The 16,040-nt window shown below is 56.4% G+C and carries 15 protein-coding genes; 7 read left to right on the forward strand and 8 right to left on the reverse strand.

The window, feature by feature from the left end; genetic code table 11:
• Positions 1-184: 184 nt before the first annotated feature.
• From KVT34_RS09680 to KVT34_RS09690, 3 genes are all read left to right on the forward strand, one after another.
• Complete coding sequence (locus KVT34_RS09680; protein WP_217558363.1) at positions 185-2,446, forward strand: PrsW family glutamic-type intramembrane protease; 2,262 nt, start codon at positions 185-187, stop codon at positions 2,444-2,446.
• Positions 2,447-2,532: 86 nt separating this feature from the next.
• On the forward strand, positions 2,533-2,859 hold the full coding sequence (locus tag KVT34_RS09685; protein WP_217558364.1) for a hypothetical protein: 327 nt from the start codon (positions 2,533-2,535) through the stop codon (positions 2,857-2,859).
• A gap of 280 nt (positions 2,860-3,139) precedes the next feature.
• Complete coding sequence (locus KVT34_RS09690; protein ID WP_042233370.1) at positions 3,140-4,447, forward strand: aminotransferase class I/II-fold pyridoxal phosphate-dependent enzyme; 1,308 nt, start codon at positions 3,140-3,142, stop codon at positions 4,445-4,447.
• 172 nt (positions 4,448-4,619) lie between these two features.
• Here KVT34_RS09690 and KVT34_RS09695 read toward each other — a convergent pair whose 3' ends face one another.
• Both KVT34_RS09695 and KVT34_RS09700 read right to left on the reverse strand, forming a co-directional pair.
• Complete coding sequence (locus KVT34_RS09695) at positions 4,620-4,802, reverse strand: hypothetical protein (protein ID WP_217558365.1); 183 nt, start codon at positions 4,800-4,802, stop codon at positions 4,620-4,622.
• A gap of 146 nt (positions 4,803-4,948) precedes the next feature.
• Positions 4,949-5,758 (reverse strand): metallophosphoesterase, encoded by an 810-nt coding sequence (locus KVT34_RS09700; RefSeq protein ID WP_254634665.1) that lies wholly within the window; start codon positions 5,756-5,758, stop codon positions 4,949-4,951.
• Between the two features lie 325 nt (positions 5,759-6,083).
• On the opposite strand from KVT34_RS09700, the gene KVT34_RS09705 reads away from it, so the two are divergent.
• The 3 genes from KVT34_RS09705 to KVT34_RS09715 all read left to right on the forward strand — a co-directional run bounded on the left by KVT34_RS09705 (position 6,084) and on the right by KVT34_RS09715 (position 9,876).
• The gene (locus KVT34_RS09705; protein ID WP_217558366.1) at positions 6,084-6,602 is read left to right on the forward strand and encodes a DUF5317 domain-containing protein; all 519 of its coding nucleotides are present in this window, start codon (positions 6,084-6,086) and stop codon (positions 6,600-6,602) included.
• Positions 6,589-8,589, forward strand: coding sequence for a putative bifunctional diguanylate cyclase/phosphodiesterase (locus tag KVT34_RS09710; protein WP_217558368.1), 2,001 nt, complete (start codon positions 6,589-6,591; stop codon positions 8,587-8,589). The genes KVT34_RS09705 and KVT34_RS09710 overlap by 14 nt, the downstream gene beginning before the upstream one ends.
• Before the next feature lie 276 nt (positions 8,590-8,865).
• Positions 8,866-9,876, forward strand: a complete 1,011-nt coding sequence (locus KVT34_RS09715; protein WP_217558369.1) for an LLM class flavin-dependent oxidoreductase — start codon at positions 8,866-8,868, stop codon at positions 9,874-9,876.
• Positions 9,877-9,935: 59 nt separating this feature from the next.
• On the opposite strand, the gene KVT34_RS32365 is transcribed toward KVT34_RS09715, so the two are convergent.
• The 6 genes from KVT34_RS32365 to KVT34_RS09740 form a co-directional block, all read right to left on the reverse strand.
• Complete coding sequence (locus tag KVT34_RS32365) at positions 9,936-10,061, reverse strand: hypothetical protein (protein ID WP_302695141.1); 126 nt, start codon at positions 10,059-10,061, stop codon at positions 9,936-9,938.
• A gap of 141 nt (positions 10,062-10,202) precedes the next feature.
• Positions 10,203-11,408 (reverse strand): S-layer homology domain-containing protein, encoded by a 1,206-nt coding sequence (locus tag KVT34_RS09720; RefSeq protein ID WP_217558370.1) that lies wholly within the window; start codon positions 11,406-11,408, stop codon positions 10,203-10,205.
• A 169-nt stretch (positions 11,409-11,577) separates the two neighbouring features.
• Positions 11,578-12,126 (reverse strand): hypothetical protein, encoded by a 549-nt coding sequence (locus KVT34_RS09725; RefSeq protein WP_217558371.1) that lies wholly within the window; start codon positions 12,124-12,126, stop codon positions 11,578-11,580.
• 118 nt (positions 12,127-12,244) lie between these two features.
• Positions 12,245-13,714, reverse strand: a complete 1,470-nt coding sequence (locus KVT34_RS09730) for a DEAD/DEAH box helicase (protein ID WP_217558372.1) — start codon at positions 13,712-13,714, stop codon at positions 12,245-12,247.
• Between the two features lie 152 nt (positions 13,715-13,866).
• Positions 13,867-14,448, reverse strand: a complete 582-nt coding sequence (locus KVT34_RS09735) for an RNA polymerase sigma factor (protein ID WP_217558373.1) — start codon at positions 14,446-14,448, stop codon at positions 13,867-13,869.
• 232 nt (positions 14,449-14,680) lie between these two features.
• A complete protein-coding gene (locus KVT34_RS09740) occupies positions 14,681-15,589 on the reverse strand; it encodes an alpha/beta hydrolase family protein (RefSeq protein ID WP_217558374.1) in 909 nt (302 codons plus the stop codon).
• Positions 15,590-15,729: 140 nt separating this feature from the next.
• Between KVT34_RS09740 and KVT34_RS09745 the strand changes: the two genes are divergently transcribed.
• On the forward strand, positions 15,730-15,987 hold the full coding sequence (locus KVT34_RS09745; protein WP_217558376.1) for a DUF2573 family protein: 258 nt from the start codon (positions 15,730-15,732) through the stop codon (positions 15,985-15,987).
• Positions 15,988-16,040 lie beyond the last annotated feature (53 nt).

Genomic DNA, 16,040 nt, shown 5'->3' on the forward strand with positions numbered 1-16,040 from the left:
TAAAAGGAAGCTCTATAAGCCGTTACGCCTGTTTCGTTCAGGCATATTAGAAGCCGCCGCCCTGTTTAAGAGGGCTGTTCCGGCAGCGAAGCGGAGCACGGGTTCTTTGCCCGTCACCACCCGCAGCTCCGGTAACAGGACGGACGCTTGATGTCCGCCATCGGCGCACAGAAAGGAAAATGATATGATTTTGCCTGGTTTGCGTTTAACCATCCGGACCGCTCGCGACCGGTTTCGTACCCAATGGAAAAAAAGAGCCTCGCAGGCTCCGCGTTTATTCGCCTTCTATTCGATTTTATCTTGGCTCGGCCTGGCCCTCTTATGCCTGTCCCTGCCATTTATGAAAGACAGCCGCACTTTGCTTGTGCAGGCTTTAGCCTCTTTTTACGTACTCTGGCAGTTATGGATCGTCTGCCGTTCCAAAACCGTCGGCTGGTCCGCGTACGCCGCTTTTTTTATCATCGGCACCTGGATCGTAGCTCCGCTCAATACGTTGTTTATTCAACTGGTCTTCCTGCCGTTCGATCCGGCGGTTTACGCCGTCTGGAATGCGTCGCTCGTTTCCCCGCTGACGGAGGAGCTGATGAAGCTGGCTCCCCTGCTCCTGTTCTTGTGGGGCTCGCGTAAAGCGACCTCGCTTAGTCTGGCCGACTTCGCCCTGATCGGCGGCGCTACCGGAGCCGGGTTCCAGTTCCTGGAGGAATACTGGATGCGGCTGCATGCCAGTCTGGAGCCGGCCGGATCCGCGTCGGTTTCGCCGGATAGCGAGATGAGCTGGAACCTGTTTCATTTCCTGCCGTCCCTTGAGCAAGGCCTCGCCTCTCCCTGGGCCGGGCACACGGCGGCAACCGCCCTCTGCGCCCTCGGTCTCGGTATCGCCATCCGCCTGCGCCGGGTCATCGGGAAAGCCGCTTACGCGCTCCCCGTCTTTCTGCTTGTCTGGGTCGCCGCGGATCACGCGGTGCATAACGGGACACAGGCGACCTGGCTGAACGGATTTCACATGACGCTGGGCGGCGGCGCTTATACCAAGGCGTTGTTTATCGTTCTGCTGATCGGTGCGGTTGCATACGACTATGCCGACCTGAACCGCATGCGGAAAGGACTGACCATGTTCCGCTCCGAAAACTTGATCGAACCGTTTCGCGAGCTTTACCGTTCTTTGAGCATGCTGCAGGAAGGCGCCAAACGTTACGTCAGCCTACTTCGGTTCTACAGAATCCGGCGCCGCCTGGCCTTTACCCTGCTGTACGGCAAAAAAGACGCCAAGCGCAGCCTCGGTAATCTCCAGGATGAAATGAAGATGCTGAATAAGACGGCTGTCCCTGTCCTGCTTGCGGCGGGGTTCCTTCTGCTGAGCGCCGCTGCCTGGACCGGCGGACTTGCAGCCGCCGCAGGATCAAGCCCTGCCGGCAGCGCCTGCGTCTCCTGCCTGTATGCCCCCACCTCGGCCTGGTGGAGCGGGCAGAGTGCCGCGGCGAAAGGGGTGCTCCTGCTCGGCACCGCCTTTCTCTTCACTTCCTTCTTCCCGCTGTGGGGCGCTGTAAGCGATACGCTGGCGGGCGACTTCAAAGCCCGCCGCAAACACGCCGGGCGGCTTCAGCCCGGAGAGATTTTGCCGCTGCTCGGCGCGTTCACTCCGCGTATGGCGGCGGCCGCCGGCCTGCGGCGGCTCCTCGACTCCCTCGCGGGTCTTGGGGCCGGGAAGAAGCCTTCCGCGCCAAGCGAAGACGCGGCTTCCTCCGGCGCGCAGCAACAGCCTTCTGCGGCCCAATCCGCCGAAGCCCCCTCTGCCGCGGAAAACGCGGCGGACGCCGGCAGCGGCGCTGACGATGCGCCCGATGCAGCCGGCGCGGCTGGCGCGGCGCGTTCCGGAACTGGTCCGGAACGCAGACACCGCTTCACAACGGCGCGCACGCGGCAGACCGTCCACCAAGGGAAGCAGGCTTACTTGCCTGCCGGAACCCGCTATGGAGGCGGGTGGACGATCATGGGGCTGCATAACTGGAACGGCTTTCTGGACGCTGTCCGCCGGGACCGCTGCACCGTTGTGAGAACCGAGGAACTGCCGGAGAACGGAATCCGCAGAGCCGTCATCAGACGGCAGGGAACGGACCCGCTTACCGGGGAAACGTTCACTTCCCTGACGTACGGCAAAACGTTTTATCCCAAGCATTACAACGATTCGGAGATCGATCGTTTAGGGGAGGATGCGCTGAACAAGGCGATTCTTCATAATCGGCTGCAATCGCAGAATGACCATCGCGGCCGCCTTCAAGCATACACATTTAGAGAAGAAGTGGTCGGACCCGACGGAAAAATCATCGGAGTTCAAGGAAGAGTCCTCCCCGATGCCGAAGGCAATCTGACGGAAATTATCGACCATTTTCCGTACAATCACCGCCAGACGGTGTCGTTCCGCCGGCTTTCCGCGGATCAGGACTAAATTGCCCGCATTGTCGTAAGTACACCGGGTACGTCCCACCGCTAAGGAAGAAGGCGATGTGCGGAACGTCCGGAAAGGAGGACAACATGGAAGCCAACCTAGAGCTGCTGCGGCATCTGGCCCAGATTCACCGCCCCGTCGATAGCGATGCCGATGATATCTGGCATTATATGATTTTGAATATGGAAGAAGACGCCCTGGATCCCCCGGCCCTTCAAGCGGTCGCCTCCGCCCTGGAGAGCGAAACGAATCAGGGAATCGGGTTCCGGGAAATCCAGTTCGAGCGTGTACTCGAGCACCCCGAGCTTGTCGAAATGGAATACTATGAGACGAATCTGGTCTGTCCGCGGGAATCGCTGGCCGCTCATATCCGCAAAATTCTTTTGCTGTACGACGCGGGGATGGAAGCTTAACGTACCGGATTTGACAGCGTTCCTCACCGTGTTTCCTTATTCTCTAGCTGCAAATTCGCTTGTTTTCCGCCGGGTTTCTTATTCCTTCGGCAATACACTCGGCGTTTTTCTCGCGCTTTCCGCACGCTTTTCCGGAGCTTTATCACCGGTCCTTGCGGGTTCGAACGGCTTCCGGATACCGGGAGCCGTTTTTTTTAGGTAACGCAGTGACGCATTCCGGTAAGAAGTGCTATAATAATGGCTAAAATGAATTTCCATAACCCCGGAAGGATGGAGCGGAATGAACCCCCTTGCTAAGCAGTTGAATGAAACCATCGAAAAAGAAAACGCCTATGTGTATGAGATGTTATCGTCGTTGGGCAAGCAAATCTATTTCCCGAAAGTCGGCATTTTGAGCCAATCGGCCGAGGCGAAAACCAAAGCCGGTAAATATAATGCCACGATCGGTACTGCCATCGAGAAGGGTCAGCCTATGCACCTGAAGGTCATTCAGGATACGCTGTCCGCCTATGATCCGAAAGATCTTTACGAATACGCGCCTCCTGCGGGCAAACCCGGTTTGCGCACCGCCTGGCGTAAAAAAATGCTGGACGAGAATCCGTCCTTAAGCAACAAAACGTTCGGCAATCCGATCGTGACCAACGCCCTTACACACGGCCTGAGCATTGCGGCCGACCTGTTCGTAGAAGCGGGGGACCGCGTCATTATTCCGGATAAAAACTGGGAAAACTACGAGCTTACCTTCGGTATCCGCCGGGGCGCCGAAATCGTTACGTATCCCCTTTACAACGAAGACAACACTTTTAATTCCGCGGGACTCCGCGAGCAGCTCCTTGCCCAGAAAGACAAAGGCAAAGCGTTCGTCGTTCTGAACTTCCCGAACAACCCGACGGGGTATACACCGGGAGCGGAAGAAGGACGCCAGATCGTTGCCGTAATCCGCGAAGCCGCGGAAGCGGGCATCAATGTCGTGGCAGTTACCGACGATGCGTACTTCGCCCTGTTCTTCGAGAATTCCCTGCAGGAATCTCTTTTCGGCCAGCTTGCCGATCTACACGACCGCGTACTGGCGGTTAAAGTGGACGGCGCTACGAAAGAAGAGTATGTATGGGGCTTCCGCGTAGGCTTTATCACTTACGCCGGCAAGAATGAAGCGCTGCTCAGCGCGCTGGAACAGAAAACGCTCGGGATTATCCGGGCCACGATCTCCTCGTGCTCGCATCCTTCGCAGACGTTTGTCCTGCACGCCTTGAACTCTCCGGAATTCAACGCTCAGAAGCAGGAGAAGTTCGAAATCATGAAGGGCCGCGCAAACAAAGTGAAAGCTCTGCTGGATAGCGGCAAGTACGGAGATTCCTGGGATTACTATCCGTTCAACTCCGGCTACTTCATGTGCCTGAAGCTGAAAACCGTCGATGCGGAAGCGCTCCGCCAGCGCCTGCTGGAAGTTTACGGCGTCGGAACGATCGCCCTCAGCGAAACGGATCTTCGCGTCGCCTTCTCCTGCATCGACGAAGAAAACATCGAGGAGCTTTTCGATCTGATCTACCAGGGAGTACGCGACCTTGAAACGGTTTCCGCGAAATAAGCGCAACTTCCCTTGCTCCATACCTAAAAGCCCGGCTGCTACAGCCGGGCTTTTTTTATTTTTTTAGTAGAAGTCACGCAAGCGATTCCTTGAAGAGCCCTTGGCGTGTCGCAGGTCGTGAAAGTCATCGGAGCCGCGTGGAGTTCACGGCAGTGTACACGAGGCCGCGGAGTCACTTGAACGGAACCCACAAGGTTCCATTCCACTGCACCTGCGTCCCCGCGGCCGTTCCGGCCGCGATTTTACCGGCGGGTACACGTACCGTCCTACCCTCGACTTCCAGCACGGCCGACGGACCGCCTAGCTCCCGCACGAAACCGGAACGCCGGATTTTGCAGCTGCTTTTCTCCTGCACGAGTTGCACCTCCGTTGTGTGTCTATTGTCTAGCCCGGCCCCGGCCCGTGTCCATCCGAGGAGTGCTGCCTGCGCTGCTTCCAGTGCCCGCTATTTGCCGCCCGCATGGCGGGTTCGCATCCGGCAGCCGGACACTCCTCCCTCCGTCACAGCTCATGGACGGTAACTTCGCTGCGGATCATAAACCGGGCGTTAGGGCCCGCCTGGCCGATCCCTTTGGAAATGTAATACGGTCCGTAGGAGGTTTCATGAAGGCCCTTGGTAATGCCCCTCGCCGCAAGCTCCCCCTTCCGGATAAAACGGAACAGAAACGGAATATGAAACTGCATGCCGTGAAAATGCCCCGCCATCAAGTAAGTAAACGGGTGCTTTAAACGGAGGACGAGGTTCGGATCGTGGGTCAGCACCACGGCCGGCTTGTGCGCCTCGGTATGCCGGAACGCTTTTCCGATCCGGCTGTGCCCAGTGCCGAAGTCATCCACGCCGACGAACTGGAAGGCGCCGAGATCGGCCGACCGGTTGTTCAGCAGAACAACACCCGCTTCCTCCAGAATCGCGGTCAGCTTCCTCATCCCGGCCGGATCCAGGCGGTGATCGTGATTGCCGAGAACGGCAAATGCCGGAATCCCGCGGGAAGCGACCGCCTTCAGCATCTTTTCAACTTTCGGCAAATACTTGCTTCTGCGGGTAAAGTCTCCGGTAAGCGCGATATAATCCGGCTTTTCCTCATCGATCAGCCGAGCAAGCCTGCCGGGACGGACCCTCAGCTTCTCGACGTGAATATCGCTGATCTGCAAAATCTTAATGCCAAGCCCGGCCGGTACCCTCACGCGCTCCACTTTAAGCCACATGGTGGGAACGATCAAGAAGAGATACGCGCAGGCTGCCGCAGGCAAAAGCCACACAAGTACGGTCATCATTCTCATCCTGTTCCAGATAAAGGTTCCTTCCACCATAAGCCACGCGTCCGGCGTTCGTCAAGAGACCGATATCCCGGATCGCGCCGTTAAAAAACAGACACAAAATGTGTCCATTTTTGTCGAAATAGGACACCTTGTACAAATAGAGCCCGGAAGCTATAATGAGATTACATAATGGCAATTAGTACCTATTATTTTCAAAGGATTGGAGGTAAACGCGATGAAGATGAAACGCTGGGCTTTTGCTATCCTCACGGTTGCAGCATTGGTTTACTCATCCGGACTGGCCTTTCCTTGGGGTCCGTGAGCCACTTAGAGGAACTGGGCTGAGCCTGGTTCTTTTTTTTATTTGGAGGTTAATATGATCTACTTCATCGTTCTGGCTGTCATCATTACCCTTCTTTCGGGACGGAACCCGCTCTCCATGATAGAGAAAGTGAACTTCAGGCTGCCCTATCTCCTGCTCGGAAGCTTTGCCGCCCAAATCGTGATTTTCATCCTATCGGCCCGGACAAACCGGACATACCCTTATTGGACGGAAGCGGCCATTTTGGCTGTGCTTCTGTTTTTGTGGCTCAATCGAAAAGTTCCCGGCATCCCCCTTATTTTCCTGGGCGCTCTCTGGAACTGGACGGCTCTTGTCATACACGGAGGACTGATGCCCGTCTCGGATACGGCGCTGGCATGGGCGGGACTCGGGTCCCTGCCGGAAAACGAACCCCGCCATCAGCTTATGGAGGCGTCCGCCTTCTGGTGGATGGGCGACTGGATTCCGCTTGTACGAAGAGTAATCAGCATCGGCGATGTGGGGATCGGAGCCGGACTCATCCGGTTTATGCTCGGAAATTCGGTGAAGAGGAGGAAGAATGAAGGACCATAACCCGTTTACTTCCCTACTGTCGGCTTTCGGAATCCTCACCCTGATCACCGCATCGGCTTTTATCGCGCAGAACGCTTACGATCTGAAAATATTGCTGCCTATCGCCGTAATGGTCATCGTTTTTGAAATGATGCCCCTTAAAATGCCTAACGGCACTTACTTCAGCGGGGTCACGATCGGTTTTATCCTCTCCCTTTTTGAAATGGGATTTTTTGCAAGCACTTTCTTTCTTGTCCTGAACACGCTGACGTTCTTTACGCTGCATTCCAAGCCATTTTATAAAATCAGATGGTTCCGCTTTTTCACCACGCTCGGCATGTACGGCGTCAGTATGCTGGCTGCCTGGGGTATGGGCGTTCTGACCTCCGAGGCCCCTCTTTTCGTCCAAATCGTATGCGTTTTCCTCGCGTTCGAAGGCGTGAATCTCCTGCTGAGGACGGGCATCATGCGTTCGGTCACGGGCGCGCCCTTCTCGTCGGACAAAGTCATGTACGAAGCGCGCAGCATTCAAATCGGGATTCTGATCGCCTCGGTCGTGCTTTATAAGATGCTAAAGCAGCCCAGCTACGAGCTTTTTATTTCGGAAATCGTGTTTACGATCATCGCGGTCAAGATCATCCATTATTTCGTTTCGGGTTATTTGAAGCAGATCGATATCATTGAGGAAAGCAACAAGCGCTACAAAAAGATGGCTTATTACGACTCCGTCACCGGTCTTCCCAACCGGGCTCATTTTAACGAACGCTTGACTCAGGACATTGCCGTAGCACGGGAAACGAAAGGGAAAGTCGGACTGCTTTTTCTCGATCTCGATCAGTTCAAAAATATTAACGACACCATGGGACACATCAGCGGGGACGCCCTGCTCGTTCAAGTGGCCGGACGGCTGCAAAGCTGTCTGGGGCAAGATCATACGGTATCCAGGCTGGGGGGCGACGAATTTACGATCATCGTCCGGGACATTGCGGGGGCGCAAGATTGCGTTCTGGTCGCCGAAACGGTCCTTTCCGCCCTAAAAACGGGATTTTTCCTCCAGGGGAAAGACATCTATATTACGCCGAGCATCGGCATCAGTCTGTACCCGGACAACGGATACGACTCGGAAACGATCGTGAAAAACGCAGACACCGCCATGTACAGGGCCAAGGAGCTCGGCGGCAACTTGTACTCCATGTTCACCTCGGACCTGGAAGAAACGATCGAAAAGAAACTGATTTTGCAGAGAAATCTACATAAGGCGCTGGAACGCGGCGAATTCCATCTCGTCTATCAGCCTCAGCTCCAGCTAGATACGGGCCAAATCCAAGGCATCGAGGCTCTCGTCCGCTGGAATAACCCGGAGCTCGGTCTCGTATCTCCCGAAGATTTTATCCCGCTTGCGGAGGAAAGCCGGCAAATTCTTTCGATCGGCGAATGGGTGCTGAGGACAGCCTGTGGGCAAAACAAAGCGTGGCAGAACGAAGGCTTCCCGCCCGTCAGAATGGCGGTCAACTTATCTTCCATCCAGTTTGAACACGACGAGCTGATCCCCGCGATCCGGCGCATATTGGACGAAACCGGACTGGAAGCCCGGTGGCTGGAGCTGGAAATTACGGAGAGTCTTCTGCTCCGCAATAAAATCAAAACGATGCGTACGCTCAGGCAGCTCAAGGAGCTAGGCGTTCACATCGCCATGGACGATTTTGGCGTCGGCTATTCTTCTCTTAGTTATTTGAACCACTATCCGTTCGACCGGCTCAAAATCGATAAATCCTTCATCCAGCATATGAACGAACGCACGGGGGACGAATGGATCGTCCGTACGGTCATCCAACTGGCCCATGGCCTCAACATGACGGTCGTTGCGGAGGGCGTCGAGACGGAGGAGCAGCTCGCTTACTTGAAAAAGCAGGACTGCGACTGCATTCAGGGCTACCTGATCAGCAAGCCTCTGGCCCCGTCCCTGCTGCAGGAAAAGCTTTGGGGCGGCAGCGGAAACCCGGCCTGATTAATAAGAAAGACCCGCAGACAACGGCGGGTCTTTCGGCGTTCGGGCGAGGGACGTCTTGGAACAGCAGAGGGCTGCCGGCATTCCATGAGACCGCCCCGGGCGGACCGTGCTCCTGGACAGCATAGCGGTTCAACCTGGCGGCATCCCCTTGTGGAACGACAGAGGGTATCCGGAACGGAGGAAGCCCGAACTTTGACCTTGGATCGTAAATTTGTTACAGTTAAGATTACAGTTAAATCTTTTTTGTTACAGTTACCCACAAGAGGTGAGCTTATGTTGAAATTGGGGATTCTGGATCAATCGCAAATAGCCGAAGGCCGTACGGCCTCCGACGCTCTTAAAGAAACGACCCGGCTCGCGCAGGAAGCGGACCGTCTCGGCTTCACCCGCTACTGGGTGTCCGAGCATCACGCCTCGAAATCGCTGGCCCATTCGAGCCCCGAGGTGCTCCTGGCCCATCTCGCGGCGGCAACCTCCCGCATCCGCGTGGGCTCCGGCGGCATTATGCTGCCGCATTACAGCGCCTACAAGGTCGCGGAAAACTTCCGCCTGCTGGAGGCGCTCCACCCCGGGCGGATCGACCTGGGGCTCGGCCGCGCGCCGGGCGGCATGCCGCTGGCGACCCGCGCCCTGCAGGCGGACAAATACGTCAGCATCGACCGCTATCCGGATCAGGTAGCCGACATCGCCGGCTACCTTCACGAAACGATGCCTCCGGAGCATCCCTTCGCCGCGCTGCAGGCTTCGCCTTCCATACCGACGGCGCCCGAGGTATGGCTGCTCGGCTCCAGCGGCGAAAGCGCCCGCATTGCCGCCAAACAGGGCGCCGCGTTCGGCTTCGCCCAGTTCTTCGGCAGCCCCGGCGGCGAGGAAGCCATGCGCCACTACAAGAAACACTTCCAGCCTTCCGTGCTGAATGACAAGCCTCGTACGCTGGCAGCCGTTCTCGCCGTCTGCGCGGATACGGAAGAAGAAGCGAACAAACTCGCTTCGAGTACGGACTTGTACTTCCTGCGCCTGGAACGCGGCCTGGAGCTCGGGTTCTTCCCGTCCGTGGATACGGCGCTGAATTATCCGTACACGGAGTATGACCTGGCCCGCATCAAAGAGCGCCGGGAACGGCGTATCGTCGGCAATCCCGAGCAGGTCAAGCGCCGGCTTCATGCGGTTGCGGAAGCTTACAGCGCAGATGAACTGCTGATCGTTTCGCCCATCCACAATTTCGGCGCCCGCCTCCATTCTTACCGCCTGATCGCCGGCGCCTTCGGCATGAAGGGCGAGTAGTAAAGCAAGGCGGGCGTAACTCCCAGCGCGGCGCGGTGCGCGGCGCCGCATTACGGTGGTCAACCGGCAGCCCGGCTTCTCTCCGCCATAGCGGGCACGCCGCAGGCCATACCAGCCGGACCCGATTCGGCTTCGTCCGTGGCCCCATCCCGCTTCGTTCCGATCCCGCTCGTTCGTGGCCCCATTCGGCCCGCACCTTCCGAAAGGCGTTTCCCGCGGCAAAATCGGCTGATCGCTTAAACGATTTCACACCGCAACCGCACCTTCATAGAAAAACCCGGAGTTTGGGGAAATCCCCAAGCTCCGGGCTTTTTTTGCCGCGATTCTTACTTGATAACAATAGTCTCGACGACTTTATCTTTGCCTTTCAGCTCAACCGGAGTCGGCTTAACCAGACGGCTCACATCGCCTTGAATCACAACGTCGGAAGCTACCTTGTACGTTGCCTTGTCCGCACTTCCGTACACCTGATTCGTTACGGTAACCGTAGCGATACGCCCATCTTTGTTCAGCGTCATGGAGTCGAACAAGCCGCTCACCTGCAGCGTACGGTCTTCAACCGCTTTTTTCGTTACTTCGATAAAAACAACGGTGTTGTTGTACGAGCGCAGTCTGACGACATCCCCGTTTTGAAGCTGGGACGCGCTTACTTTGGCGCCGTTGCGGTAAACGAACACTTCCGGGTGCAGCGCATACGTCTTCAGGGTGCCGTTCTGGTCCAGCACCAGCGTATTTCCGCTTACGGTTCCCGTCACTTTGCCGACGGCCGTGGTCTGGTCCTGTCCCGGCATCTGGCTGTCCGTACGATCCAGCAGCGCGGCGAGCTGAGCGCGGGTTACCGGCATGTTCGGACGGAACGAGTTGTCTTCGAATCCGTCGATCAGGCCTTTCTCGATAGCAACGGCCACATAACCGACGGAACCGGCCGGAATCTGCTTCGCGTCCTTGAACGAAAGCTGCGTGTTGATTTTCGCTTTAGCCTCGGCATCCAGCTTCATCGCTTTCACGAGAAGGACCGTCGCCCACAGACGGTCGGCAGGCTTGGACGGCTGAACCATGTCCTCGTTTTCGCCGAACAGGTCGTTCTCAAGCGCCACGGCCACGTAACCTACCGCCCAGTCGGGAATTTTGTTCGCATCCTTGAAGTTCAGCTTCGTCTGCTTCTCTTCGCTTGATTCCGCTTTGTCGCGCAGGCCCATCAGGCGGACGGCAGCCGTAATGGCTTCAATACGGGTAACCGTATTCCTCGGTTTGAACGAACCGTCTTCATAGCCTTCAAAAACACGCTTCGAAGAAAGGCTTGCAATATTTTTCAACGCCCACTCCACGTCCGAACCCTTCAGATCGTCGAACGTAATCCGGAAATCGAAAGAACCGTGTACGCCTCCGTTTTTGCCCTCTTTCCAGTCTTTATCCTTATCATGGTCCTTATCCTTGCCGTTTCCGTTAGCGAATGCGGCAGTGCCTCCGCCCATTGCCATAGCGAGTACGAGCGTAGATAGAACGGTTTTTTTCATGTTAAGTTTTTTCATCGAAAAACTCTCCTTTATGCGTGTAGGAATCAGCCCCGGCCCGGGCTGGATGAACCGGCAACTCTTCGCGAAGTATGACGGTTTACACTATAGCAATTCTTGGAGTCTTGGCTTTTTAGGGGGGTCCGTTCCAAGTGCAACCGGTAAAATGATGAAAAAAAGTCCCACTCTACCGGAGAGTGAGACCGATCACGACAAAATCGGGATCAAAGCGGACATCCTTGATATGCACGATGGAAGGCAAATACGAATCCAGCGAAATCGAAACCGGCGCAAGGGATACCAGTCCCGGCGGCACTTCGAAGCTCCGGATATGCGTGCCCGTATGCGTTACGGTCAGCTCTTTGCCTGTCCAGGCCAGTTTAAACGTCATCTGCGCCCCGACAGGCACCGTGTTTTTCCAAAGCAGATTCACATCTGCGGTCAGATCCTCGCCGGTTCGTTTAAACTCGGCTCCGGTTATCGTGATATCGGGCGATACCCGTGCGTGTTTGGCGATCGCTTTTTTGCCGAGCTGATTGATTTCTTCATTGGACAGCCGGACCTCGGGCTTCTTGCTTCGGATCAGATCCACCAGTTGGCTTTCCAGCGAAAGTTCCGTATAAGCCAGATCAAGCTGCTGCTGAGGTTTGATATACGTTAAGAGCCCCCAGGTCGCCAGCCCCGCCGCAACGGCCAGAACGAGCAGGACCCCAATAATACGCCGGATGATTTTCATGTTTATTCCCTCCTTGCCGTAATGACGCGTACCTTCTATTTACCCGGCGCTCTCCAAATGAAAAAGCCGGTTCAACCCGAACCGGCTTGGAGTCTTATACGCAATGCTGCAGCTCCGGTTATTTCCCGTCTCCGTCTCTTTTGGCTTTCAGCCATTTCGGCGCGCCTTTGTTCTTGCGGTCCTGGGCCGTCTCCTGCTTGCGGGCGGCCTTGCGCGAGACCGGCTGCGGCGCGGCATCCCCGCGTGCCGCAGAGGCACGCCCGGGTGCGGCGCTGCGTCCGCTGTCTCCACGACGATCCGTGGAGAGGCGCTCCCCGCCCGCGCCGGAGGCTCCGCCGCGGCGCGCTCCCGCTTCGCCGCCGGATGCGCTCCGGGCCGTGCCCGAAACGCGGGCTGCGGCGCCCGCGTCATCCCGGCGCGGCGCGCCGCGGAAGCCGCTGCGCGGGCCTTGGCCGGCGTCGACCACCCGGCCCTCGTACATCTCCTTCTCGTCGATGGAGATGCGCAGAGACTTGCGGAACTTGTCGATGATGAACCGCTCCTTCGGAGCGACGATCGAGATCACGGTTCCGCTGCGTCCCATCCTTCCGGTACGCCCTGCACGGTGCAGGTAGTACTCGGCGTTAAGCGGCATGTCGAGATTGATGACATGCGTCACTTCCTCGATGTCGAGCCCGCGGGCCGCGACATCGGTAGCCAACAGCAGCTGGAACTTGCCTTCGCGGAACGATTGCATGACGTTCGCCCGCTGCTGCTTGCCCGCCTCGCCGTAGAGGGCCTCCACGGACAATCCGAGGTGCTGCAGCTTCGATACGACTTCGGACACGTCGGCCGTCGCATTGACGAACACCATCGCCTTGGGGGGCTCATACAGACGGATGATCCGGCGGAGCGTGTCGATTTTATTGCGGGCTTCGCAGTTAAAAGCGAGATGCTCCAGCGTGGACGCCGTACGCTGATCCGGGTTAATCCGGATCTCGGCCGGATCATTCATCAGGCTTTCCGCCGCTTGTCCGATCTCCGCGGGAATGGTCGCCGAGAAGAACAGCGACTGCGACGAGCGCTGAAGAGCTTTAAAGATCGAATAGACTTCCTTCATGGAGCCCAGCTCCAATACGTGATCGACTTCGTCCACGACCAGCATGGACACATGATGCACATTCAGCTTGCGGGCCTTAATCAGCTCGTTAATGCGGCCGGGAGTCCCTATAATGAGGTGTGGAGAGCCTTTTTTGAGTTTCTCTACCTGCCGGGCCAGGGCCGCTCCTCCGATCAGAGCTTGGCACTTAATGGGACCGTCGCCGATCAGATCTTCCGCCACGCGCAAAATCTGCATGCCGAGCTCGCGCGTCGGCACGATGATCGCCGCCTGCACACGCTTCGCGTTCACATCGATCCGCTGCAGAGCCGGAAGCAGAAAAGCCAGCGTTTTGCCCGTTCCCGTTTGCGACTGCACAATAGCGTCCCGTCCCGTGAGGATGAGCGGGATTGCCTCGGCCTGAACGGCCGTCGGTCTGCCTATCCCCCGTTCCTTCAACTTTTCCGCCCAGACGGGGGCGATTTGCAGCTGTTCAAAATTGTCGTACATGAAGAACCTCTTTTCTGTATACCGTTGTTGTTTGTCTACATTATACGCGAGGAAGCTCCCGGGAACAAACCGGGGCACGCAAAAAAGGATGAGCCGCGGAGCCTGACCGCACTGCCCACCCTGAGCGGCCCTATCCGGCCTGCATGGGGCGCTTATCTGAGAAAATCCCATTCTTCCAGCAGCATTTGCCGGATCGCTTCGCGCGCACGGTACAGACGCTGCCGGATAACGCCTTCCGTCACGTTCATTTCTTCCGCCATTTCCTTGTAAGACATGTTATGAACCACTTTCATGGCGAGAATCTGCCGGTAAGCGGGACTGAGTTGGTTCACGTAATGATTGATCGCTTCCTGCATGATCTTCAGCTCAACTTCCTTCTCCAGCGGGGTGCTGCCGGCCTCGTATGCCGGGGCCGATTCCCTCAGCGTCAGCGTTATTTCCGAATCCAGCTCGTTGCGGTTGCGCTTATGCTTCTGCAAATAGTTGAGCGTCACGTTGCGTGTCAGCTTCTTGAGCCAGCCTTCATATTTCTCCGTCTCCTTCAATTGAGGAGCCTTGTCGATCGCACGGAGAAACGATTCCTGAATGATATCCTCGACTAAATTGTGATCCTGGAGGATGAAATAAATGGTCGGATATACCATCACATGAAATTCTTTATATATTTTTTCCTGAAGGCTTTTGTCCAGGTGGAAATAATTCGATGTAAACAAATGAATCATGTACTTCGACATGAGACATCCCCCTTATGTAAACCATTCCTAAAACTCATATTAGGCTATACCGAAGGAGTTAACAATATTAAACAGCAAAAAAAATCATTATATTTAAAGAAAAAGCTTACATTTCTATCCATACGTGCTTCTAAGTCTCATTTCGGATAAAATCAGGCGGGATAACGCCACACTACTCACTAAAAAAGGAGATTTTTTTCTATTTAAAATTAGGAAAATAAAGCGTTTTTCCTTATTTTTTACTTATCTCCCCTTCTATTTCAATTCTTTTCTGCTCTATCCAGCGGAAAACCTCGTCCAGCGCCACTTCGTCCATTTCTTTCGGAAAACGGTGTTCCAGCCCTTCGTAAATGAGCAGGGTGTGGTCTTTACCCGCATGTTCAAGCGCGGCGGCCAGCTTGTAGGCGTGGGAAATGTTGACCTGCGGGTCGGCGGTTCCGTGTACGATCAACACGGGAGACTCGATAAGGTCGGCCCATCTGGCCGGCGACCTGCGGATATACTCATCCGCCTGCTTGAGGGGATGGCCGACGACCCGTTTGAGCATGCGCCGCAAGTCGACCCGCTCCTCGTACGTGTCGTGAAGGTCGCTGACGCCGCCCCATACGACGACGGGGCCCACCTCCTCGCAGTCTCTGGCGGCCAGCAGCGCCATAAGCGCGCCGCGAGAGAAGCCGATCATCGAGATCGGTACGGAGGCGACTTCGGGCAGATCCCTCAGCATCAGCAGCCCGTGATACACATCGTACCGGTCCTCTCCGGCAAAGTCCTCGCGTCCTTCTCCTCCTTCGTTCCCGCGGTAGAAGGGCGCGAAAACGACATACCCCCGCCGCGCCATCGAAACGATCCGGCGGATCCGCACCATGCCGACGCGCCGGATGCCTCCCCGGCAGTAGACGACGGCAGGCAGCGGTTCCGCATGATCCGGCACGGCGAGATAGCCTTTGACGCGAAGTCCCTGGGCCGCGTACGTTACGACGTACAGCGAGACATTTCTCGCGTGCCGGGACAGCAGCTCCTTCTTCAGGAGCCGGCCGTCTTTAAGGCTTCCCGCTTCGTTACCGGCCGCGCGTACGACAGGCGACAAGGTGACCGGCGAGAGGGTGCTGATTTTTTTCCCCGATTGAATGGATTCCGACATGCTTGTTCAGCCTCCTTGTATGTCTATGTCCTGAATGCAGTTGCGGACCGACCCGGGACCTTTCGTGAAGGAAACTTTACAGTCCCCATGGCTTCCGATAGACTGGAAGTATCTTATTTTCATACGGAAGGAATGATCTTATGAGTCAAGATTTCGAAAACGAGTTTAACGCCCTCGTATCCAAAGCGGCCGAGCTGTTGACCGGGGACGGTTCCTCCGAAATGAGCGAGAAAATAAAAATCTGGGCCGTCTATCAACACTTACATAAAGCGATGCCCGCACTTACGAATCACTGGAACGGCTCGCACCCCGACGCCAAAGCGCAAGTCCGGGCCATTTTCGAAGAAATCCGCGATCTCAACGAGCGGCAGAAGGCAAACCGGGGCAAACCTGAATAAGAAGTCGTCCACGCAGCCACAATAAGCCTGAGATCCCTTATAAAGGAGCGAAG

This window comes from Paenibacillus sp. GbtcB18, from assembly GCF_019091125.1.
Lineage (GTDB): Bacteria > Bacillota > Bacilli > Paenibacillales > NBRC-103111 > Paenibacillus_F > Paenibacillus_F chitinolyticus.